This is a genomic window from Micromonospora sp. NPDC050187 (assembly GCF_044459745.1).
In the GTDB taxonomy this organism is placed as follows: Bacteria; Actinomycetota; Actinomycetes; order Mycobacteriales; family Micromonosporaceae; genus Micromonospora.
Genome location: NZ_JBITJH010000002.1, coordinates 69,406 through 92,610, shown reverse-complemented (window position 1 = coordinate 92,610; position 23,205 = coordinate 69,406). Strand labels below are relative to the sequence as shown.

16 protein-coding genes and 2 pseudogenes are annotated in these 23,205 nt (G+C 72.0%); 13 read left to right on the top strand and 5 right to left on the bottom strand.

The features are described from left to right. Nucleotides 1–19: 19 nt before the first annotated feature. Nucleotides 20–3,454 (top strand): amino acid adenylation domain-containing protein, encoded by a 3,435-nt coding sequence (locus ACIBJE_RS03645; protein WP_396742406.1) that lies wholly within the window; start codon nt 20–22, stop codon nt 3,452–3,454. Then, complete coding sequence (locus ACIBJE_RS03640; RefSeq protein WP_396742404.1) at nt 3,451–8,019, top strand: amino acid adenylation domain-containing protein; 4,569 nt, start codon at nt 3,451–3,453, stop codon at nt 8,017–8,019. Before ACIBJE_RS03645 ends, ACIBJE_RS03640 begins: the two co-directional genes overlap by 4 nt. A gap of 709 nt (nt 8,020–8,728) precedes the next feature. Here the strand turns inward: ACIBJE_RS03640 and ACIBJE_RS03635 are convergent. Next, nucleotides 8,729–9,388 (bottom strand): MarR family transcriptional regulator, encoded by a 660-nt coding sequence (locus ACIBJE_RS03635; protein WP_396742402.1) that lies wholly within the window; start codon nt 9,386–9,388, stop codon nt 8,729–8,731. A gap of 196 nt (nt 9,389–9,584) precedes the next feature. Here ACIBJE_RS03635 and ACIBJE_RS03630 point away from each other — a divergent pair, with 196 nt between their 5' ends. The 8 genes from ACIBJE_RS03630 to ACIBJE_RS03595 all read left to right on the top strand — a co-directional run bounded on the left by ACIBJE_RS03630 (nt 9,585) and on the right by ACIBJE_RS03595 (nt 15,926). Beyond that, nucleotides 9,585–10,790 (top strand): cytochrome P450, encoded by a 1,206-nt coding sequence (locus tag ACIBJE_RS03630; RefSeq protein ID WP_396742400.1) that lies wholly within the window; start codon nt 9,585–9,587, stop codon nt 10,788–10,790. 3 nt (nt 10,791–10,793) lie between these two features. After that, nucleotides 10,794–11,006, top strand: coding sequence for a ferredoxin (locus ACIBJE_RS03625; RefSeq protein ID WP_396742398.1), 213 nt, complete (start codon nt 10,794–10,796; stop codon nt 11,004–11,006). Between the two features lie 243 nt (nt 11,007–11,249). Then, the gene (rox, locus tag ACIBJE_RS03620; protein ID WP_396742396.1) at nt 11,250–12,677 is read left to right on the top strand and encodes a rifampin monooxygenase; all 1,428 of its coding nucleotides are present in this window, start codon (nt 11,250–11,252) and stop codon (nt 12,675–12,677) included. Between the two features lie 303 nt (nt 12,678–12,980). Then, a complete protein-coding gene (locus ACIBJE_RS03615; RefSeq protein ID WP_396742394.1) occupies nt 12,981–13,247 on the top strand; it encodes a TetR/AcrR family transcriptional regulator in 267 nt (88 codons plus the stop codon). 87 nt (nt 13,248–13,334) lie between these two features. Further along, entirely contained in the window at nt 13,335–13,517 is a 183-nt protein-coding gene (locus ACIBJE_RS03610) for a hypothetical protein (RefSeq protein ID WP_396742392.1), read from the top strand. A 261-nt stretch (nt 13,518–13,778) separates the two neighbouring features. Continuing rightward, entirely contained in the window at nt 13,779–15,428 is a 1,650-nt protein-coding gene (locus tag ACIBJE_RS03605; RefSeq protein ID WP_396742390.1) for an ATP-binding cassette domain-containing protein, read from the top strand. Nucleotides 15,429–15,522: 94 nt separating this feature from the next. After that, a complete protein-coding gene (locus ACIBJE_RS03600) occupies nt 15,523–15,660 on the top strand; it encodes a hypothetical protein (RefSeq protein ID WP_396742388.1) in 138 nt (45 codons plus the stop codon). A 32-nt stretch (nt 15,661–15,692) separates the two neighbouring features. Further along, complete coding sequence (locus ACIBJE_RS03595) at nt 15,693–15,926, top strand: hypothetical protein (protein WP_396742386.1); 234 nt, start codon at nt 15,693–15,695, stop codon at nt 15,924–15,926. A gap of 129 nt (nt 15,927–16,055) precedes the next feature. Here ACIBJE_RS03595 and ACIBJE_RS03590 read toward each other — a convergent pair. Further along, nucleotides 16,056–16,208: pseudogene (locus tag ACIBJE_RS03590) on the bottom strand (sugar O-acetyltransferase); the annotation flags it as partial. Nucleotides 16,209–16,827: 619 nt separating this feature from the next. Between ACIBJE_RS03590 and ACIBJE_RS03585 the strand changes: the two are divergent. Then, a complete protein-coding gene (locus ACIBJE_RS03585; protein ID WP_396742384.1) occupies nt 16,828–18,009 on the top strand; it encodes an MFS transporter in 1,182 nt (393 codons plus the stop codon). Nucleotides 18,010–18,049: 40 nt separating this feature from the next. On the opposite strand, the gene ACIBJE_RS03580 is transcribed toward ACIBJE_RS03585, so the two are convergent. Continuing rightward, nucleotides 18,050–19,990: an amino acid adenylation domain-containing protein gene (locus ACIBJE_RS03580; RefSeq protein ID WP_396742382.1), complete on the bottom strand. Its 1,941-nt coding sequence runs from the start codon at nt 19,988–19,990 to the stop codon at nt 18,050–18,052. A gap of 50 nt (nt 19,991–20,040) precedes the next feature. On the opposite strand from ACIBJE_RS03580, the gene ACIBJE_RS03575 reads away from it, so the two are divergent. Beyond that, on the top strand, nt 20,041–20,442 hold the full coding sequence (locus ACIBJE_RS03575; RefSeq protein WP_396742380.1) for a hypothetical protein: 402 nt from the start codon (nt 20,041–20,043) through the stop codon (nt 20,440–20,442). A gap of 176 nt (nt 20,443–20,618) precedes the next feature. Here ACIBJE_RS03575 and ACIBJE_RS03570 read toward each other — a convergent pair. Both ACIBJE_RS03570 and ACIBJE_RS03565 read right to left on the bottom strand, forming a co-directional pair. Continuing rightward, nucleotides 20,619–21,675: pseudogene (locus tag ACIBJE_RS03570) on the bottom strand (aldo/keto reductase). Nucleotides 21,676–21,858: 183 nt separating this feature from the next. After that, the gene (locus ACIBJE_RS03565) at nt 21,859–22,320 is read right to left on the bottom strand and encodes an HNH endonuclease (protein ID WP_396742378.1); all 462 of its coding nucleotides are present in this window, start codon (nt 22,318–22,320) and stop codon (nt 21,859–21,861) included. A 114-nt stretch (nt 22,321–22,434) separates the two neighbouring features. Between ACIBJE_RS03565 and ACIBJE_RS03560 the strand changes: the two genes are divergently transcribed. Continuing rightward, nucleotides 22,435–23,199: a phosphotransferase gene (locus ACIBJE_RS03560; RefSeq protein ID WP_396742376.1), complete on the top strand. Its 765-nt coding sequence runs from the start codon at nt 22,435–22,437 to the stop codon at nt 23,197–23,199. The last annotated feature ends 6 nt before the right edge of the window (nt 23,200–23,205 follow it).

Below are 23,205 nucleotides of genomic sequence, written 5' to 3'. Positions count from 1 at the left end.
TCTTCGAGGAGTCCGTCCCATGCCGACCACCACCAACCCGGCGGGCGCGGACCGGCCCGGCCACGGCGGCGTGGCCGCCCTGTCACCGCAGCACCAGGAACTGCTGGCCCGGCGGCTGGCCCAGCTCGGCCTGGCGCCCACCGCCGCGCCGGCCGTTCCCCGGGTGCCGCGTACCGGCGGCGAGCAGATCTTCGCGTGCTCCTCCGGCCAGCAACGGATGTGGCTGGCTACCCAGTTCGACCCGGCCGACCCGTCGTTCCACGTCGCCATGTCCCAGCGGCTCACCGGTGAGCTCGACGTCGGCGCGCTCCGCGCCGCCCTGGCCGACCTGGTCGCCCGGCACGAGATCCTGCGCACCGGCTACGTCGGCGTCGACGGCGAGCCCCGACAGGTCCTCCGGCCGACCGGCGAGGTGCCGGTGATCGAGGTCGACCTGCGGCACCTGCCGGCGGCTGACCGCGAGGACCGGGCCCGGGACCTCGCCCGCGAGGCGTTCGCGGTGCCGTTCGACCTGGCCGCCGGTCCGGTGCTGCGGGCGTCGCTGTTCCGGCTCGCCGACGACGAGCACGTGCTGCTGGCGACCAGCCACCACATCGCCATCGACGGCTGGTCGATCGGCAACGCGCTGCGGGAACTCGCCGCGCTCTACGCGTGGCGCCTCGCCGGTGGCACCGGAGCACCGCCGCTGCCCGACCTGCCGGTGCAGTACGCCGACTACGCCGAATGGCAGCACCGGGGCATCGCCGACGGCGCGCTGGAGCCGGGGCTGGCGTACTGGCGCACCCACCTGGCGGCGCCCCGGGCCGACGCGCACCTGCCGATCGCCCGCCGGCACGCCGGCCCGGCCCGGGCCGGTGGCGCCAAGCGGCACCTGCGGATCGGCCCGGACCTCGTCGAGGGGCTGCGGGCGGCGGCCGGCGGCACCCGGGGCACCACCCCGTTCGTCACCCTGCTCTCCGCGTTCACGGCATTGCTGGCCCGCTACACCGGGCAGCGCGACGTCACCGTCGGCACCCTGGTGGCCGCCCGCACCCACGTGGAGCTGGAGCCCCTGATCGGCTACTTCGCCAACCCGATCGCGATGCGGACCGACCTCGATCCGGACCTGACCTTCGCCGAGGCGGCCGGCCGGGTACGGCGCACCGTCATCGACGGCTTCGCCCACCAGAACGTGCCGTTCGACCTGGTCGTGCAGGAGGTGGCGCCGCGCCGCGACGCCGACCGGCACCCGTTCTTCCAGAGCGCGGTGATCCTGCACAACTTCACCGAGGGCGGCCCGTCGGCCTGGCCAGGGCTGTCGGTGAGCTGGTGGGACAGCCAGCTCGACGACATGCTCTTCGACCTGACCCTGGTCGGGGTGCCGCAGGCCGACGGCGGACTGGAGCTGACGTTCTCGTACCGCACCGAGGTCTTCGACGACGCCGACATCGGCCGGTTCGCCGGGCACTTCCGGCAGTTGCTGACCGCAGTGGTCGCCGCGCCCGGACAGCGCCTCGGCGACGTGGCACTGCTCACCCCGGACGAGCGGCACCGGGCCCTGGTCGACTGGCAGGGGCCGACCGCCACGCCGCTGGCCGGGAGCTTCCCCGAGCTGTTCGCGCACGCCTGCGCGACCACGCCGGACGCGATCGCGGTCAGCGACGACGCCGACCGGCTGACGTACCGGGAGCTGGCCGCCAGCGCCGACCGGCTCGCCGCGCTGCTGCGCGAGCGCGGGGTCCGGCCGGAGACACCTGTCGGGATCTGCCTGGACCGGTCGGTGTCGATGCTGGTCGCGGTCCTCGGTGTGTGGCGGGCCGGCGGGGCGTACGTGCCGCTGGACCCGGCGTTCCCCCCGGATCGGCTGCGGCTGATGGTCGACGACGCGGGCGTCACGGTGCTGGTGACGCAGCGGTCCGTGCGGAACCGGCTGCCGCAGCTCTGCGCCGGTCCGGGCGTGGTGTGCCTGGACGACGAGCGGCAGCGGCTGCGGGCACCCGCCCCGGCGGCCGGCGACCCCGGGGCGCCGCCACCGGTCCGGCCACCGCACGCCGGTCAGCTTGCGTACGTCATCTACACCTCCGGCTCGACGGGGCGACCCAAGGGGGTCGAGGTCACCCACGGCGCGGTCGCCAACCTGCTGCTGTCGTTCCGCCGCTCGCTCGGGCTCACCGACGCCGACCGGCTGCTCGCGGTCACCACCCTGTCGTTCGACATCTCCGTGCTGGAGCTGCTGCTGCCGCTGATCTGCGGGGCCCGGGTGCTGGTCGCCACCGCCGCCGAGGTCGCAGACGGTACGGCGCTGCGCGGGCGGGCCGAGGCGGACCGGGCGACAGTGCTCCAGGCCACCCCGGCGACCTGGCGGCTGCTGCTCTCCGCCGGTGGCGTACCGGCCGGGATCCGGCACCGGCTCTGCGGCGGTGAGGCGTTCTCCCGCGACCTGGTGCGGGAGCTGGCCGGGGGGCGGCTCTGGAACGTCTACGGCCCGACCGAGACGACGGTGTGGTCGGCGGCCGGCGTCGTCGACCCTGGCGACGGGCCGGTGGCGATCGGACCGCCGATCGACAACACCCGGATCCTGCTGCTCGACGGCCGGGGCCAGCCGGTACCGGTCGGCGTCGCCGGCGAGGTCCACATCGGCGGGCTCGGGCTGGCCCGGGGCTACCACCGGCGACCCGCACTGAACGCGCAGCGGTTCGTGCCCGACCCGTTCGGCGACACCCCGGGCGGCCGGCTCTACGCCACCGGCGACCTGGCCCGCTACCTGCCGGACGGGCGGCTGGAGTTCCTCGGCCGGGGCGACCAGCAGGTCAAGGTGCGCGGCTTCCGGGTCGAACTCGGCGAGATCGAGGAGGCACTGCGGGCCGAGGAGCGGGTTCGTGACGCCGCCGTCACCGCCTGGCACGGTGCCGGCGACGGCGACGCCCGACTCGTCGCCTACGTGGTCGGCACGGAGTCCGGCACCGACCCCGCCGGGCTCTGGGCGGCGATCCAACCCGGGCTGGCCCGGCGGCTGCCCGGCTACATGGTGCCGGCGACCCTGGTGGTGCTCGACGCGCTGCCGCTCACCCCGAACGGCAAGGTGAACCGGCAGGCGTTGCCGGCACCGGACTGGGGCGCGACCGACGCCACCGCGTACGTCGCGCCCCGTGACCCGGTCGAGGAGGCGATCGTCGGGATCTGGGAGGAGGTGCTCGACGTACGCCCGATCGGGGTGGACGCCGACTTCTTCGCCCTCGGCGGGCACTCGCTGCTCGCCGAACGGGTGCTGGCCCGGGTCCGGGCGTACTTCCAGCTGGAGGCGCCGACCCGGGCGCTGTTCGAGGCGCCGACGGTCGCCGGGCTGGCCGCCGCGCTGACCGGACTGGAACCGGTACCCGGGCAGGTCGCCGCGGTAGCCGAACTGCGGGCGCAGATCGCGTCGATGTCGCCCGAGGCGGTCGAGACGATGCTGGCCCAGGAGGGCGCCCGGTGACCGCCTCGGCCGACCAGCTCCTCGCCGTCCTGCTGGCCCGGCGCGGCATCGAGGTCACCGGTACGCAGACGATCCGGCCCGGCGACCGCGCCGGCGACCTGCCGCTCTCCCCGGCCCAGCAGCGGATCTGGTTCCTCGACCGGCTCGGGGTCGGCGACTCGGCGTACGTGATGGGTAGCGCCCACCGGCTCACCGGGGCGCTCGACGCGACCGCCCTCGCCGCCGCGCTGCGACTGCTCGTGCGCCGGCACGAACCGTTGCGGACGTCGTTCGCCGAGCGGGCCGGCCATCCGGTGCAGGTGATCCTGCCGGCCGACGATCCCAGGACGGCCGTGCCGCTGCCCCTCGTCGACCTGGCGGAGACGCCCGCCGCGACCCGGCAGACCCGGCTGGACCGGCTGGCCCGGTACGAGCTGACCCGTCCCTTCGACCTCGGCCGGGCGCCGCTGGTCCGGGCCACCCTGGTCCGGCTCGCCGCCGACGACCACGTCCTGCTGCTCGCCTTCCACCACGTCGTCTGCGACGACGTCTCGGCCCGGCTGCTGCTCGCCGAGCTGATCAGCGGGTACGCCACACTCGTCGCCGGCCGGCAGCCGGCGTCCGAGGCGCCGCCGGTGCAGTACGCCGACTACGTACGCTGGCTTGGCGAGCGCGATCCGGCGGCACTGGCGGCGCAGGAGGCGTACTGGCGCGACCACCTGACCGGTGCGCCGGGTCAGCTCGACCTGCCCACCGACCGGCCCCGACCGGCGCGGCCCCGGTCCCCGGCCGGCACCCGGCCGTTCCGGCTCCCCGGGCGGCTGACCTCGGCGATCGAGGAGCTGCGCCGCCGCGAGGACTGCACCACGTTCACCGTGCTGCTGGCCGCGTTCACGATCCTGCTGGCCCGGCACAGTGGCCAGGAGGACGTGGTCGTCGGCGTACCGGCGAGCACCAGGTCGCTGCCCGAACTCGAGTCGATGGTCGGCATGTTCGTCAACACCCTGGCGCTGCGCACCGACCTGAGCGGCGATCCGAGCCTGCGCGACGTGCTGCGCCGGGTCCGGCGGACCAGCCTCGGTGGGCTCGGGCACCGGGACGTACCGCTCGAGCGGGTCGCCGAACTGGTCCGGCCGGCCCGGGGAGCCGGCCGGCAGCCGCTGTTCCAGGTGATGTTCGTGCTCAACGGCACCGACTCCGGCCCCGACCCGACGGCCGGCCCGCCGGTCGCGACCGGCGGGCTGACCGTGACGGCGGCCGGACTCGACGGCGGGACGGCCCGGTTCGACCTGACCCTGGTGGTGGTCGAGCGCGCCGGACAGCTCGCCGGCCAGCTGGACTACGACGCCGAGCTGTTCGACCCGGCGACCGCCGCACGGCTGGTGGCACACCTGGAGCTGGCGGTGGCCGCGCTGGCGTACACCCCGGAGCTGCCGCTTCGCGACCTCGCCCTGCACACCCCCGCCGACCGGGCCCGGCTGCACGCCGGCCTGCGGCCGGTGACCGGCGTGGCATCCGCCGGCGTCGACGCCCCCGGCTACGTCGACGCCCCCGGCTACGTCGACGACCTGGTGGCGGCGCAGGCCGCCCGGACACCACGGGCGCCCGCCGTCGTCGGCGACGGGCAGGTGCTGACCTACGGCGAACTCGACCGGCGAGTCGACCGGCTGGCGCGGCGACTGCGCACGGCCGGCGTCGGCCGCGAGGCGCCGGTCGGGATGGCCCTGCGGGCCGGCCCGGACGGAATCGTCGCGCTGCTGGCCGTCATCCGGGCCGGCGGCGCCTACCTGCCGCTCGACCCTGGCCACCCGGTCGACCGGGTCGGCGCGCTGCTCGCCGACGCGGGCGCGACGATCCTGGTCACCGACGCGACCGGGCGCGACCTGCTCGCCGGCCTACCGGTCACCGTCGTCGACGTCGCCGACCCGGCCGACACCGCCGTCCCGACCCCGGCCGACGCCACGGTGTCGCGGGCCCGCCGGCCAGACCAGCTCGCGTACGTCGTCTACACCTCCGGCTCGACCGGCCGGCCCAAGGGCGTCATGGTGACCCACCGGACGCTGACCGCCCTGGCCACCTCCTTCCGTGACCGGCACGGTTTCGGCCCCGGGCAGCGGATCCTGATGATCCCGCCGCTGACCTTCGACGCGTCGGTCGGCGACGTGTTCCCCGCCCTGATCAGCGGCGCGGCGCTGGTGGTGCACCCCGACCCGGCCGCCCTCACCGGACCGGCGTTGGTCGACCTCTGCCGGGTCGAGGGCATCACCGCCGTGGACGCACCGGCGGCGCTCTGGCAGCGCTGGGTCGACGACCTCGACGGCCACCGGCTCCCCGCCGACCTGCCGCTGACCGTGATGATGGTCGGCGGTGAGCGGGTGTCCGCCGACAAGCTCGCCGCCTGGCACCGGCTGACCGGTGGCCGGACCGCCTTCTACAACCACTACGGCCCCACCGAGGCGACGGTCTGCGCGACCGTGTTCCGGTCCGCGCCCGCCGACGAGGCCGAATCCGCCACCGCCACCGACGCCGCCGGGCCGGACTCCGGCGACGCCCCCGCCGATGGGTACGCGGCCGGCGGGCACCTGCCGATCGGCCGGCCGCTGCCGCACGTGCGGGCGTACGTGCTGGACCGGTGGATGCGGCCGGTGCCGTACGGCGCCGCCGGTGAGCTCTACCTCGGCGACGACTGCCTGGCCCGTGGCTACCTCGGTCGCCCGGACCTGACCGCCGCCGCGTTCGTACCCGACCCGTTCTCGGCGGCGCCCGGCGCCCGGCTCTACCGCACCGGAGACCTGGCCCGGGTCGGTCCGGACGGGCAGCTGGAGTTCCTCGGCCGGGTCGACCGGCAACTGAAGATCCGGGGGCACCGCATCGAGCCGGCCGAGATCGAGGCGGTGCTCGACGGGCACCCCGGCGTCGCCCGGTCGGTGGTGGTGGCCCGGGGGCAGCGGCTCGCCGCGTTCGTCGTGCCCCGTCAGGTGGCGCCGACCGCCGACGAGCTGCGCGCCCACCTCCGCTCCCAGCTGCCCGAGTACCTGGTGCCGGCCACCGTCGTGGCGCTGGCGGAACTGCCGCTGACCGCGCACGGCAAGGTCGACCCGGACCGGCTACCCGCCGACACCCCGGACGAGGAGCGCCCCTTCACCGCCCCCGCCACGGCGACCGAGGTCGCGGTGGCTCGGATCTGGTCGCAGGCGCTGGACCGCGAGCGGGTCGGCGTCGACGACGGGTTCTTCGACCTGGGCGGTCACTCACTGCTGGCCGCTCCGGTGCTCAGCGAGGTCAACCGGCACTTCGGCACCCGGCTGCCGCTGCGTTCGCTGTTCGACGCCCCCGCGCTGGCCGCCTTCGCCGCGCTGGTCGACGCCGCCCTGCCCGACGCCCCTGCGCCCGATTCGGTACCCGCCGCTGCCGTCGGCGCCCACCGCAGGCCGGACCTGCGCGCCGAGGCCGTACCCCCCGACGACGTGGCGCCGCTCGGGACGTACGTGCCGGTGGCCGACCCGGCCGGGGTGCTGCTGACCGGAGCGACCGGCTTCCTCGGCGCGTACCTGCTCGACGACGCCCTGCGGCACACCACCGCCGACGTGTACTGCCTGGTCCGGGCCAGCTCGGAGGGCGCGGCGACGGCCCGGATCGAGGAGAACCTGCGCCGGTACGGGCGCTGGCGGCCGGGGTACCCCGCCCGAATCGTGCCGGTCGTCGGTGATCTCGCCGAGCCTCGACTGGGACTCGGCCAGCGGGCGTTCGACGCGCTCGCCGACCGGGTCGACGTGGTGCTGCACAACGGGGGCAGCGTCCACTTCGTCCAGCCGTATGAGCGGCTGCGGCCGGCCAACGTGTCCGGGACTGTCGAGGTGCTCCGGCTGGCGTCGCGCGGCCGGCCCAAGGCTGTGCACCACGTGTCGACGCTCGGCGTCTACCTGTGCCCGGCGTACGCCTCGCGGACCGTCACCGAGGCGCTGCCGCCGGACGAGCCCGAGGGCCTGCACGGCGGCTACAACGAGAGCAAGTGGGTCGCCGACCGGCTGGTGCGGACCGCCCGGGAGCGCGGCCTGCCGGTGTCGGTGCACCGGCCGGCCCGGGTGACCGGGGACAGCCGCACCGGCACCGGCAACACCGACGACTACTTCAGCCGCCTACTGCGTACCTTCGCCGAGACCGGCGCGGTACCGGCACTGGACCACGTCGAGGACATGGCACCTGTCGACGTGGTGGCCGCCGCCATCGGCCGGCTGTCGCGGCGCCCCGACGCGCTCGCCGTCGACCGGCACTACTTCCGGCCGGGGCTGTCCTACCCGCAGATGGCCGAGGTGCTGGGCGGGCTCGGCATCCCGGTCCGACTGCTGCCGTACCGGGACTGGCGGGCCGGTGTGCTGCGTGCCGGCCCGTCGGTCGCACTCGGGCCGTTCGTGCCGACGCTGGCCGAGGAGGACGGGCCCCGCGAGCATCCGTACTTCGACTGCGCCCACACCGAACGGGCGACCGACGCGGCCGGGGTTCCCACCCCGCCGCCCGCGGCGACCCTGCTGCGGCGCTACCTGAGCGCCCTGCGCCTGGGCAGGGAGGCAACCGGTAGCGCGTGACCGGGTAGGCGTCGCCCGGCCCGGGGCGGCGGGTGCCGGGCGACGCCCGCCGGCCGGTTCCGCCGCCGGTTCCGCCTCAGGTCGTAGGCCCTGCGCCAGATGGCGTGGCGACGCCGCTCCCGCAGGCTTGCCAGAGGCCCCGGGCGACGCCGCACGGATCTGCTCCGGACACCCGAGCGGCCTGGAAGGCAGCAGACGATGATCCGCGACGACCTGTCCCGTTGTTCGTCGCGCCCAGTCAACCGGTCTTCGTCACCAGCATCGCCCTCGGCGCGCTGCGGGCGTTCCTCCTCGACGGCGCCGAACGCCTACGCTGCGGCGGCGCCGAGGTCGTCTTCGTCACCGGCTCCGAGATCAGCCTCTTCACCCACGGTTTCCTGCCCGGTGACAACCTGGCCGCGCGGCTCGCCGTGCTCCGGGACCCCGCTCGGCTGCGTGCCGTGGTCCCCGCCGTCCGCGCCGGAGTCGCCTCCTTCCTCGCCGACGTGGACTTCCGGGATCAAGTTGCGCGCGCAGACCTCCCAACCGGAGCCGTACGGCGAGCTTCGGTGTCGTCACGGTTCTCGGCCCTGACCGGACCGGTACGACGCACCCGGGACTGCCGTGGGAACCGAAGGCCGCCTTCCACGCCCTCGCCGAGTACGGCCGCATCCGAAGGGCCAGCCGGTCGTGAGCGGGACCAGGTGCAGAGCCTCGTCCGAAGACCCCATCACGCCAGGAGCGCGCGCCAACGGTCGGCCGACTCCACCCCGTCCAGGCTGACCCGCTCCAGGAATGCCCCCGCCCTGGCCAGCCGCTGCCCCACAGGGCTGCCGGGCCCGGCCGTCCCCGCCGCGGCCATCGCGGCCCGCGCCGCCTCGAGTGTCTGCCGTGCGCCGAGCACGACGGAGTGGTACCAGGCCTCGTCGTCGATCACGTAGACGTCACGACGCCGCTGCGGATCGCGCTCGCGCCGGACATACCCATGCTGGACCAGGTAGTTCACGGCCACGGAGACGGAGGCCGGGCTGACCCGCAGCCTGCGGGTCAGTTCGGCTGCGGTGCGTCTGCCGTCCTCGGACAGCAACAGGTCGACGTGCACGCGCGCGGTCATCCTCGGCAGCCCCGTCCGGACCGCCAGCTCGATGATCTCCTCTCCCGTCGTGTCACCCGGAGGTCCGGCCGCGCACGGGGGCGCCGGTGTGCCACGCCGCGCCCGCTGGGCCGTCAACCGATGCGCCTGCTGGGGCTGGTAGCCGCCGGGGCCACCGTTGCGTCCGACCTCCCGACTGATCGTCGAGGTCGGCCGGTCGAGTCGCCTCGCGATCTCGGCGTAGGAGAGCCCGCCGGCGAGTCCGGCCGCGATGAACTGGCGGTCCTGCTGGGTCAACCGTCCTCCTGGCATGCCGCCAGCATTGCCTTCGTTGCCATTCAGTGCAACGCCGCATTGCATTAGAGCACAGCGTCATTGCATCAATTTTCCGCCGTTCACCTGGGCTGATACTCATTGCTGATTGACGCTCTTTCTGAATGCAACGTAGCGTTCAAGTACCGTCAAACGTGGTTCCGTGAGATGAGGAATGGCCATGGGTAAATCCCTGTACGCCGTAACGACGATGCCGACGGCGCGTCAACCCGGCTGCCCCTTCGACCCGCCGGCAGAGCTGGTCGAGGCCCGCCGGCACGGCCCCATCAGCCGATACACCTTCCCCGGCGGAAGACCCGGCTGGCTGATCACGGGATACGACCTGGTCAGATCGGTCCTGGCCGACTCGCGGTTCAGCTCACGCAAGGAGCTCATGCGCCACCCGACCATCGACTACGGAGACATCGAGGTCCCCCCGGCGCCGCCCGGCGAGTTCCTCCTCATGGACGAGCCCCAACACAGCCGCTATCGAAAACCGCTGATGGGCAAGTTCACCGTACGGCGGATGCGACTGCTCACCGAACGCGTCGAGCAGATCACCGTCGACCACCTGGACGCCATGGAGAAGGCCGGGCCGCCGACGGACCTGGTGACCGCGTTCGCCAAACCCATCCCCGCCATCATGATCTGTGAGCTGCTGGGGGTGCCGTACCAGGACCGGGGGGCCTTCCAGGAGCAGGTCGACTCGTTCATGAACGGGGAGACGAGCGACGAGGACCTGATAGCGGCCTACACGGCGACCCAGGACTACCTCGCGGAGCTGGTGGCCGCCAAACGCGCCAACCCCACCGACGACGTGCTCAGCGACCTCACCGACAGCGACCTGACCGACGAGGAGCTGACGGGAATCGCCCTGATCCTGCTGGCGGCCGGGCTCGACACCACCGCGAACATGCTGGCCCTCGGCACCTTCGCGCTGCTGCGCAACCCGGAGCAGCTGGCCGCGCTGCGCGCCGATCCCACGCTCGCCGACCGGGCCGTGGAGGAACTGCTGCGCTACCTCAGTGTCGCCAAGACGTTCATGCGGACGGCGCTCGAGGACGTCGAGGTGGGCGGCCAGACCATCAGGGCCGGCGCGCCGGTGATCCTGTCCTACCACACCGCCAACCGCGACGCCGAGCGCTTCGCCGATCCCCACGTGCTCGACCTGCGCAGGCAGAACGGCGGGCATCTCGCCTTCGGCCACGGCATTCACCAGTGCCTGGGTCAGCAGCTGGCGCGCGTCGAGATGACGGTCGCGTTTCCCGCGCTGGTCAACCGCTTCCCCACGCTGCGCCTGGCCGTACCGCCGGAAGGGGTTGCCCTGCGCCCGGAGACCGCGGACATCTACGGGGTGAAGAGCCTCCCGGTCACCTGGGATGCGTGACCAATGAGGATCACCGTGGACGCCGGGCGCTGCGTCGGCTCCGGAATGTGTGTGTTGACGGCCGGCGAGGTGTTCGACCAGCGTCAGGACGACGGAAAGGCGATCGTCCTGCGACCCGAGCCGCCCGCCGATGCGCGGGACTCGGTTCGCGAGGCCGTCGACCGGTGCCCTGTCGCGGCGATCGTCCTGTCGACCGACCGCCGACTCCCGCACTGAGGCCGGGGACACCCAGGTCTCGAAAAGAGAACTCACCCATTCGCCTCAGGCGACAAAGTGCGTGGAAATCCCCCACTCCCTGCCACTCTTAACATATAGCGCATCGGGGGTCTTGCGGCAAGACCCGGGTCGTGCCGCAGAATCCTCGGCCGAGGCCAACGCTGACGAGAAGTCACGGATTCACGACGTACGTGCGCGTTGACGTACCGCGTACGGCAGCTGGCCGGAGCAATGGGGGATTTCATGATCGACGTGATCGTCGCCGGCGGCGGACCGACCGGCTTGATGCTGGCGAGCGAGTTACGGCTGCACGGCGTGCACGTGCTCGTGCTGGAGAAGGAGGCGGAGCCGACCAAGGTGGTCCGCGCGCTCGGTCTGCACGTGCGCAGCATCGAGGTGCTGGACCAGCGCGGTCTGCTGGAGCGGTTCCTCGCGCACGGCCGGCAGCACCCGGTCGGTGGCTTCTTCGCCGGCATCGCCAAGTCCTCACCCGACCGGCTGGACACCGCGCACCCGTACGTCCTCGGCATCCCGCAGCCCACCACCGATCGCCTGCTGACCGAGCACGCCGTCGACGTCGGCGTCGAGATCCGGCGCGGCTGCGCGCTGGTGGGGCTGAGCCAGGACGACGACGGGGTGACCGCCGAGCTGGCCGACGGCACACACTTGCGCTCGCGTTACCTCGTCGGCTGCGACGGCGGCCGCAGCACGGTACGCAAGCTGCTCGGTGTCGGCTTCCCCGGCGAGCCCAGCACGGTCGACACGCTGCTCGGCGAGATGGAGGTGACCGAGGATCCGGCAACCGTTGCCGCCGTCGTCGCGGAAGTCCGCAAGACCCACCTGCGGTTCGGCGTCGGGCCCCTCGGGAACGGGGTGAACCGCGTCGTCGTACCCGCCCAGGGGGTGGCCGAGGACCGCTCGGTCCCGCCGACCCTCGAGGAGTTCAAGCAGCAGCTGCGGTTGTTCGCCGGCACCGACTTCGGTGTGCACTCACCGCGCTGGCTGTCCCGCTTCGGCGATGCCACCCGACTGGCCGAGCGTTACCGGGTCGGCCGGGTACTGCTGGCCGGCGACGCGGCGCACGTCCACCCGCCGACCGGGGGGCAGGGCCTCAACCTCGGTATCCAGGACGCGTTCAACCTCGGCTGGAAACTGGCCGCCGAGGTCAACGGCTGGGCACCGGAGGGGCTGCTGGACAGCTACCACACCGAACGGCACCCGGTGGCCGCCGACGTGCTGGTCAACACCCGCGCGCAGATGGCGCTGATGTCCACCGAGCCGGGCGCCCAGGCAGTGCGCCGGCTGGTGTCGGAACTGATGGACTTCGAGGACGTGAACCGGTACCTGGTCAAGAAGATCACCGCGATCGGGATCCGCTACGACGTCGGTGAGGGCCACGAGCTGCTCGGTCGGCGGATGCGGGACGTCCGGCTGGGACGGGGACGCCTCTACGAACTGATGCGCGGCGGCCGTGGACTGCTGCTCGACCACACCGGCCGGCTCTCGGCGGCGGGCTGGGCGGATCGGGTCGACCACGTCGTCGACGACAGCGACGAACCGGACGTGCCCGCCGTGCTGCTGCGGCCGGACGGTCACGTGGTGTGGGTCGGCGACGACCAGCAGGATCTGCTCGACCAGCTACCCACGTGGTTCGGCGCCTCCCACGGTTGAGCGCGTAGTTCCCCCTGAATTGCCCCGAGGCTCGGACGTCGGGTGTGGCGCCGTCGGGGCGAGTTGGGGACGAGCCACGGGACGCGACGCTGCGGTCTGGTCATCGGCCCGGTTGAATCCACAGTAGAGGCGGGCCCGTTCCGTATGAACCGTCCGGATCTTGTAGAGGCAGGCAGGCAAGAACCCGCCAGCGTCTGAGCCTTGCGGATGTTGGACTGACCCACCTCGTACCACACCGGTCGCCGGGGCGCGACGCGGCCACCCACCTTCACCGAGCAGGCCCGTCGCGCCCAACTGGTCGAGGTGACCACCCAGCTGATCGCCGCACACGGGTACACGGGCTGTTCACTGCAACGCATCGCCGAGGCGGCCGGCATCACCAAGGCGGCGGTCATCTACCACATCGCCACCAAACAGGCGGTGATCCGCGCCGCCTACGACACGGTCGTCTCCGGGCTGACCGAGCACGTCGGCGCGCTGATCGCCGAGGCAGAGACGCCGGCAGGCCGGGTGGAGACGTGCGTGGACTCGTCGGATACCTGGACGATCACCCCGACCACGTCCGGGTGATCGTCGAGGCGCTCGACGACGACCACGCCACCGGCGTCACCGACCGGCCCGGCTCGCCCGAACGCAGGCGTCCCCCTGGCGGACCTGGTGTCGGCCGCCACGGCAGCCGGGATGTACCGGGCCGACCTGGACGCCCGTACCACGGCGATCATGCTCGGTGGCGCGATCGACGCCGTGGTCGCGGAGTCCCTCACCGACCCTTCCTACGACCTGCGAGTCGCGGCGGACGCCGTCGTCGACATGCTGCACCGGGCACCGCGGCGGACGTGACCGCACTGGCCGGTGCCCGGCCCCGGCCACCTCGCCGCGGCCGGCGGTCCACCGGCCACCCGCAGCCGGACGGGAAATGACCGTGCCGTGACGCGTTGGCGCTGCTAACGTCGCCGTCGTGGCACGAGGTATCTGGTCGCAGAAGGTCCGCACCGCCCGCTGACGGCGGCGCCTCCTCTCTGTCGAACGCGCTCGCCGTCCCGGTTCCCGCCGGGCGGCCGCCTGACGCTGCCCGGCTCCCCTGCGAGCTGCGGAGCACCGTTGAACCTCATCCCGAATCCCGAATCCCTGCCCCTCGACGCGGGTGGTAGCGCCCACCTGCGCGCCGTCGGCGTCACCGTCGTCCGCGGCTCCCGGCGTGTCCTGAACGACGTCTCGGTCACCGTCTCCGCCCGGTCACGGGTCGCCGTCGTCGGCGAGAACGGCCGGGGCAAGACGACGTTGCTGCACGTTCTCGCCGGCCTCGCCTCGCCCGACGAGGGCATTGTGCACCGCGCCGGCACGATCGGTCTGGCCCGCCAGGAACTGACCGTCCGCGACGGTCAGACCGTCGGCACCCTGACCTCCGACGCGCTGGCCGCGTCGCTCGCGGCCCTCGCCGCGCTCGACGAGGCGGTCACCGCGGTGACCGCCGGCGGTCCCACTGCCGACGACCGCTACGCCGCCGCGCTGGACGCCGCCATCCGGCTCGACGCATGGGACGCCGAGCGTCGTGTCGATGTCGCCCTGAAGGCCCTCGGCGCCTGCCCGGACCGGGACCGCCCGTTGGCGACGCTGTCGGTCGGGCAGCGCTACCGGGTACGGCTGGCGTGCCTGCTCGGCGCGCGGCACGACGTGCTGCTGCTCGACGAGCCGACCAACCACCTCGACGCCGGCGGGCTGGACTTCCTGACCCGCAGGTTGTGCGAGCACGACGGTGGCCTCGCCGTCGTCAGCCACGACCGGGCACTGCTGCGTGACGTCACCGACCGGTTCCTGGATCTCGACCCGACCCGTGACGGTAGACCGCGTCTCCATGCCGGCGGCTACGACGCCTGGCAGGACGCCCGGCGCCGCGAGCGTGAACGCTGGCAGCAGGAGTACGAGGAGCAGCAGACCGAGCAGCGGCGGCTGCGGGACGCGGTGTCCCGGGCCCGGGACCGGCTCTCCACCGGCTGGCGGCCGGACAAAGGGACCGGTAAGCACCAGCGCCAGTCCCGCGCGCCGGGCGTCGTGCAGGCGCTGCACCGCCAGCAGGAGGCCCTGGCGGCGCACCGGATCGACGTACCGGAACCGCCGCCGACGTTGCGCTGGCCCGACCTGCGCGTCCGGCCGGGTACGCCACAGGTACGCGCCCACGGTGTCGCCGTCGACGGGCGGCTGGCCGGTCCGGTCGACCTCACCCTCGACGGCGGTGACCGGCTGCTCGTCACCGGAGCGAACGGTGCCGGCAAGTCGACGCTGCTCGCGGTGCTGGCCGGTGCGCTCCCACCCACGGACGGACGCGTCTGGACGGCGACGGACGCCCGGGTCGCCCTGATCAGTCAGGAGACGAGCGAGCAGGATTCCGGCCGCACCGCCCGCGAGGTGTACGCACGCCATGTGGGGCAGCTGGTGGCGTGCGGGGCGCTGCGTGACACCGACGTTGTCCCGCTCGGGTCGCTCGGCCTGCTGGATTCCGAGGCGTCACGCACGCCGGTCGGGCGGCTGTCCCAGGGGCAGCAGCGGCGCCTCGACCTGGCGTTGGCGCTGGCCGGACGGCCGGGACTGATCCTGCTCGACGAGCCCACCAACCACCTGTCGTCGGCTCTGGTCGACGAGCTGACCGGCGCGATACGCGCGACGAGCGCCGCCGTGGTGGTGGCCACCCACGACCGGCAACTGCTACGCGACCTTGCCGACTGGCCGCGCATGGAGATCGAGGGCCGGTAGGGGAGGAGGACAGGTGACGACCACGAGGCTCTGAACCGTCGGCCGGGAAAGGGGAGCTGTTGAAGATCAGCATGCGGAGTCGGCAAGCCCGTAGGTGCAGCAGCGGGTCCGGGCGAGCTTCGAGCGCCAGGGGCTGATGCGTCATCTCGGTGCGCGCTTGGCGTACGTCGCGCCGGGACGGGTGCACATCGTGCTGCCGGCCCGGCCGGAGGTGACCCAGCAGCACGGCTGACGCTGTTCCCCGCTGACACCGACGTCCTCACCGTGGAGTACAAGATCAATCTGCTCGCCCCGGCCGTAGGGGACCAGATCGGAGCTGTCGGCACGGTGCTGAAGGCCGGCAGAACGCTGACCGTGTGTCGGCTGGAGGTGTTCGGTATCCAGGGCCGGGACCGGTCCCTCGTGGCGACCGGCCAGCCGCGTCCAGCCAGGGTCCGGCCGGTGACATTCTGTGGGTGGTTCCGGCGCGGGCGGTGTCGTGCCCGGCCAGTCCCGTGACGCCGTCATGATCACGACTGCCACGGGCCACCACTGTCCGCATGCGGTAGTAGCGGCCCTCGTTCCTTCAGCGCCGGTCGTCTGACCGGAGGAAGACGTGTCCGGCGACGCTGGCGTTCTGGGCGTGCGTCAAGGCTGGTAGCCCGTCCTGTCGGCGTCGGTGATCTCGCGCACCACCCGAGCCGGCGACCCGACGGCGACCACGTTTGCCGGGATCGCGCGTGTGACCACGCTGCCCGAGCCGATGATCGTGTTCGCGCCGATGGTCACGCCCTGGTTGACATCCGCGCTTGCGCAAGCCGACGAACACGGCGCGGGCGTCACCCCCGACGCCTACGAGTGATCGTCCTGAGCACCCGCAAACCGGCCCGCGTGCGGGAAGCGGCCTCGGCGTCCCCTGAACGAACAGGATCGGATTGCAGCATTACCGGTAATGATAATCCAATAATTGCCCGGGGCAAAAGGTGCGTATCGACCACGCACCATAATGTCAGTTAAGGTGCGTAAAGCTTTGCCGTGGTGTAGCAGGGGTCGATCCGCCATCCCGCAGGGACGAGACGCCGCCCCGGATCGTCGTACGTGGTGGTCTGTCGACCAGGGTGATGCGACGGGCCGACAGGCAAAGGCTTCGCGGGGGCGATCGAATGGAGTCCGGTCGGAGCGTCGTCAGGCCGTCAGGGGCTGGGCGCGACTCCTTGACCGGGCGGAGTTCGGCGAGTCGGATGGAATCGTGCGCTGGCCTTCCGACCGGTTGTCCGGCGGCCCCGCGATCTGGAGAACTCGATCGAGTCCGATGATTGTGGGGTTAGGGGGATCACAATCTCTGCGCGCGTTCTCCCGCCTAGGTTCATTCCCGGACATGCGGGAGTGAATCTGTGCGGACATCTGAGGGAGTGGATCTGTGCGGACCGAGTTGGAGCCTGAGGTCGCGACCGCCGACAAGCGATCGGTACGGTACGCGCTGTTGATCTCGCTGGCGGGTGGGATCGGCTATCTGCCGTTCGCTCTGACCATCCCGATCCTGCCCGGCTACGTCACGGGCCAGCTGCAAGGGGGTCCGGCGGACGTCGGCGCGGTCGTCGGCGGTTACGCCCTGGCCGCGCTGCTGTTCCGCCCGGTGTCGGGCATGCTGATGAACCGCCTCGGCGCCCGGGCCCTGGCCATCGGCGGTACGGTGCTGACCGCGCTCGCCACCGTCTGCTATCCGCTAGCTGGTTCGATCGCCCAGCTCATCGGCCTGCGCCTGCTGGTGGGCGTCGGCATGGGCGTGATGCTGACCGCGACCGGGATATGGCCGGTGCAGCTGGTCGCCAAGGATCGGCAGAGCTGGGCGTTGGGACTGGGCGGCACCGTCAACTACGTGGCCATCGGCCTGGGCGCTCCACTGGGCACGATGATCGAACAAGTGGTGGGCCCGGCCACCACGTTCGTGATCTCCGGGCTGGTCGCCCTGCTGGTCATCCCCATCGCCCTGTGCATACCCGAGGTGCGCTTCTCGCGTACGACGGAGCGGACCGGCATCGAGCAGGGCCGGGCACTGCTCGGCACCGTGCTGCCCAGCATCGCGCTGATCTTCACCGCTTTCGGCTTCGCTGCCGTCTCCAGCTTCGCGGTCGCGAAGTTCGACGCCCTGGGTATCGCCGGGGGAGCAGCCGTGGTCACCGCGTATTCCCTGACCGTGGTGCTGTTACGGATAGCGGGCACCTGGATCCGGTGGGAAGCCACGCGACCGGTGGCGCTCGCCGGCCTGTTCCTCGTCGAGGCTCTGGGGGTCGCGCTCCTCGGGGTGTCGGACGGCCTGGCTGTGGGTGTGGTCGGCGGTGTGCTCATCGGTGTGGGCATGTGGCAGATCTACCCCGTGCTGGGGCTGTTCGTGGTGCGCTCGGTCAGTGAACGGCAGCGGGCCACGGCGCTGTCGACGTTCGGGGCCTGCTTCACCGTGGGCCTGGCCGCCGGCAGTGGCTCCCTCGGGCTGGTCGCCCAGGCTGCCGGATACCAGGTGATGTTCCTCGTCTGCGCAGCCTGCATCGGTCTGGGACTGCTGGTGGCCGTGGCCGCGGCCCGCGTTGCCCGGATCGGCTGACCAATCCCGGTGACGGGATGATTGGGTCCGGCCCCCGACGTCACCGGTCGGCTTCGCTGAGCCGCCGGACGAACTCGACGAACTGCGCCGCGGTCGAATGACCGTAGAACTGCCTCAGTGACACCTTGGGCAGGTTTCGTGCCCGCATCTCGGCGAGAACCCGGACGACCAGCAACGAGTTTCCGCCCAGGGTGAAGAAGTTGTCCTGCAGGCCCACCCGGGTGTTCAGCAGCTTGCTCCAGATGCTCAGGATGTCATCGGCGACGCCGTTGGAGGTGGGCTCCTGGACGTCGGGTGCGCCGGCCGGCCCGGTACGTGGGTCGGGCAGCCTGGAGACGTCCGGCTTTCCGTTGATCGTCAGCGGAATCTCGGTGACCTCGGTGATCGTCGTGGGTGTCATGTAGTCGGGAAGTGTCGCCTTGGCATGTGCGAGCACCTGTGCGGGGTCCGCGGCTGCGTCGAGGACGACGTAGGCGTCGATTCGGCTGGTCGCCGGATCGTCCGGCTGGTCCCGGTTGACCACGACGGCTGCGGCGGTGACCTGGGGTGCACCCAGCAGCACCGTGCGGATCTCGTCCAGTTCGATGCGATGCCCGCGCACCTTGACCTGGTTGTCGAGTCGACCAAGGTGGTCAAGGCGGCCGTCGGGGTGCAGTCTCCCCTTGTCGCCGCTGCGATAGATCCGTTCCCCGGTCAGCTCGTCGAGGACGAACCGCTGCGCGGTCAGCTCCTGCTGGCCGAGGTAATGGCTGGCCACCCCCGCGCCGCCCACGTAGATCTCACCCGCGGGACCGGGCGGAAGGACCCGCCCCCGTTCGTCCCGGATGGACACCCACCAACCCGGCAGCGGACGGCCGACCGATCGTGAGCCCGCCACGACCTCCCGGGGGGTCACCGTCTGGGCGGTCACGTGCACGGTGGTCTCGGTGATGCCGAACATGTTGACCACCCGGCAGTCGGTGGCCGGGTGCCGGGCGAACCAGGGGGCCAGCATGCGCACGTCGAGTGGTTCGCCACCAAAGATGATCAATCGAAGGGCCAGGTCCCCTCGGACGCGGTGGTCGTGGTGGACGAGTGGCGCGAACGCTGACGGCGTCTGGTTCAGCACCGTGACGCGTTGCTCGGCCAGCAGGGCGTAGAACTCCTCGGTGTCGCGGGTGGTCCAGTAGGGCACGACGACGAGGCGGCCGCCGGTGAGCAGGCAGCCCCAGATCTCCCATACGGAGAAATCGAAGGCGCTGGAATGGAACAGCGTCCAGGTGTCGTCCCGACCAAGGGCGAAGTCCTCGGCGGTGGCCCACAACAGTGCCAGCACGTTGCGATGTGGCACGACCACGCCCTTGGGCGTGCCGGTGGAACCGGACGTGTAGATCACGTAGGCGGGGTCGTCATCTCCGTCGGATGGTCGTGCACCGGCCATCGCCTGGTCCGCTCCGAGTTCCGTCAGCGCGGAGGGGGTCAGCAGCCGGGTCCCGGGAACCGGGGGGAACTCCGGTGCGGACGTGATGATGACGGGCATCCCCGCGTCCTGCGCGGTGAAGCGCAGGCGCTGCGCCGGATAGCGCGGATCCATCGGCACGTACGCACAGCCCGCCTTGAGCACGCCGAGCAGGGTGACCACCAGATCGGCGTCCCGTTCCAGGCAGACACCGATCCGGCTGCCCGGTGCGATGTCCAGGGCACGCAGGCCCGCTGCCACCGCGTCCGCCCGGCCGTCCAGTTGTCGGTAGGTCAGCCGCTCACCGCCGGCCAGCAACGCCACGGCTTCCGGCTGCTTGGCGACCACGTCCTCGAAGGCGCGATCGATCCGCCCGCGCACGTGCGGAGCGTCACCCGCTCCGCCCGCCCGGAGGAGCGTGGCCTGTTCGGCGCGCGGCGACAGTTCCAGCCCGGACAGTGGCCGGTCCGCTGGGCCGTCCGCCAGCTGCCCGGCCAGATGAGCCACGTGAGCGCAGAACCGCTGTGCGATGGAGGCGTCCACGATGCCCTGGTCGAATCGGCAGATCGCGCGTGACGAGCCCCGATCCAGCTGTGCTGGACGCACTGCTGCGGATGCGCGGCGAGGCGCTGGGCGCGCTGGAGCACCAGGCCGTCCAGTTCGATGACGTGATCACCCGGTTGAATCCGGTCCGGCGGTTCGGACACACCCCCTACGTGAACGTCACGCTGAACATGAACCTGCTGGACGGCCACGCCGCTGTGCTGGGTGGGACGCGGCTGACGCTGGTGTTGAACGACTCGCTGCGCAGCGAGAACGCCAAGTTCGGCCTGACGGTGACCATGGCGCAACGCGACGGCCGTCTGATCGGACTGGTGGCCTATCGCGGAGATCAGCTCAGCGGCGGACATGCCCGGGAACTGGCCGACGAGCTTGCCGGCCTGCTGGCCCGGTTTCCCGACGCCCTGGGTGAGCCGGTCATGCGGCCGTGCTGAGCCGACACGCGCGCGGAGATGAGGCAGACCGGCCGTGGGCTGGCTCGGTTGTGGTGTAGGGCCCGCCAGCGGCCGGTCGGAGCACGTCGGCGCCCTGGTCCGGCGGCGGATGCCCACCATCCGATGCTCGGCGCGGTGGCATACCCACCCGGCCGCCGGACCTTGTGGAGATCACCTCAGTGCTGTCCCGGCAGCTCGGTGATGGGGTGTCCGACGACGTTGTGCGGCTGGTATGGCTCTTCGAGATAGTTGATCTCTTCGTCGTCGAGCTCCACGTCCAGCGCGGCGATGGCGTCATGGAGATGGCGCATCTTGGTGACGCCGACGATGGGGGAGGTGACCGCTGGCTTGGCGAGCAGCCACGCGAGCGCGAGCTGTGCCATCGGCAGTCCCCGTTTGGCGGCTAGTTGTCCGAGCCGGCCGACGATCTCGCGATCGGTGTCGTGGTAGAGGGTCTGCCGAACTCGTCCGTTTCGCTGCGGGCGCTGACGCTGTCCCATTCCCTGGCGAGTCGTCCCCTGGCCAGCGGGCTCCAGGGGATGACGCCGACACCCTGGTCGGCGCAGAGGGGCAGCATTTCCCGCTCTTCTTCGCGGTAGATCAGGTTGTAGTGGTTCTGCATGGTGGTGAAAGGGGTCCAGCCGTTTCGCTCGGCGACGTGCTGGGCTTTGGCGAACTGCCAGGCCCACATCGATGACGCGCCGATGTGCAGTGCCTTGCCCGCCTTCACCACGTCGTGCAGCGCCTGCATGGTGACCTCGATCGGCGTTGCCGGGTCCCACCGGTGGATCTGATAAAGGTCGACGTAGTCGGTGCCGAGCCTGCGCAGACTGTTGTCGATCTCGGCCATGATCGCCTTGCGGGACAGTCCTACGCCGTTGGGTCCGGGGCGCGTCCGCCCGTTGACCTTGGTCGCCAGCACGATCTCTTCGCGGTGGCCGTATTCGCGGAGTATCTGCCGACGATCTGCTCGCTGCTCCCAGCGGAGTAGACGTTGGCGGTGTCCAGAAAGCTCACTCCGGACTCCAGAGCGTGCAGCAGCACCGGCCGTGACTGGTCGAGGTCCAGGGTCCAGCGGTGAACGCCCTGACCCGGTGCGCCGAAACTCAGGGCACCCAGGCAAATCCGCGAAACGTCTAGGCCGGTCGAGCCCAGCTTGACGTACTTCAAGATTTTCCTCCTCGGTCGAATCAGTGCCGGAGCGACAAACACCTCATATTGGCAAGGGTGCATACTTCCTCGCAAGTGTTGGCGGAATAAAATCGAGTAAATGGGAAGTGCGGGTGCCGCGGAAGTCAATGCAGATTGACTCTGGCTGATCTTTTGTGGTCTGCGCTGATCTGCTCGTTCGCGGCTGGTGACAGGATCCTCGTCGGCGCCCCTACGGCGCGGCCGGCTCCGCCCGCCCGGGCGCCACTATCCGCGTCCGTGCGCGACGCGGGCCTGGGCGACCTCGTCGGCCTGCCGTTGCCGCCAGCGGCGTTGGGCTTCCCGGTTGCACTCGCGGCACACCCGGCGGTACGTGCCGGTGGCCGGGTCGACCTCCCGCTCGTGCCCGTTGCGGCACCGCGGTGGGCGGACCCGGTCCCGGCAGTTCTCCGCGTGGGTGACCTGACGCAGGTGGGTGGGCTCGATGCAGTCCGCGACACCACAGGTGTGGTCGACCTCGAGGGCCGGGTCGTAGTCGCCGACGAACACGGCGTACGCGGCGATGTGCGCCCAGGCCCGGCCGGCGACCTTCTGGTGAACGCCACGCCGGGTGCCGTAGCCGCGGACGACGAGGCAGCCGGTGTCGGCCCGGACGGAGCGGGCGAGGAGGTACTCGCGCAGACTGTCCGGAGTGAAGTGACGGGACAGGCCGTTGACGCGGGAGAGCATGCGTCCACGCTACGGTCCGGCACCGACCGCCCGCGTCGGTCCCGACGGGCGGCGGTGTCCCTATCAACCGCCGGCCGTACGGAGCCGGTGGGTCCGCAGGAGGGAGCCCTGATCGTGGAACAGCGTCTGCCCGGCGGGAACGCCGGTGGAGCGGTGCGGATCGGTGACACGGTACGTCGCGCCCCGGGGCCATGGACACCGGCGGTGCACGCCCTGCTCCGCCACCTGGAGGCGGTCGGCTTCACCGGGGCCCCACGGGCGATCGGCGTCGACGAGCAGGGCCGGGAGGTGCTGACGTACCTTCCCGGCGAGGTGGTGGGGGACCGCCGGCCGTGGCCGTCCTGGGTACACGGGCAGGATGCGCTGCGTCAGGTCGCCGGTTGGCTGCGGGACTTCCACGCGGCGGTCGCCGACTTCGTTCCGCCGCCGGACGCCGTCTGGCGGGAGGGTGGCCGGTGGCGTCCGGGGTTGGTCGTCGGGCACAACGACGCCGCGCCGTACAACGCGGCGTGGTCCGGTGGACGGCTGGTCGGGTTCTTCGACTGGGACTTCGCGGGGCCCGTCACCGTCGAGTGGGACCTGGCGTTCACCGCGTTCGCCTGGGTGCCGCTGCACGCCCGGCACGTGGCGACGGCGGAGGGTTTCACCGCGTTCGCGGACCGGCCGGCCCGGCTGCGGCTCTTCCTCGACGCGTACGGCTGGGACGGGCCGCTCGACCGCTTCCTGGCGGTCGTCCGGGAACGCGTGACCGCGTCGGCGGACGGCATCCGGCGCAACGCGGCAGCGGGCGACCCCGCCTTCCAGGCGATGGTCGCGCACGGGGTCGACGCGACGCTGGACACGGCGGTCCGTGAGCTGGCCGACTTTCCGCTGTCCTGAGCACGG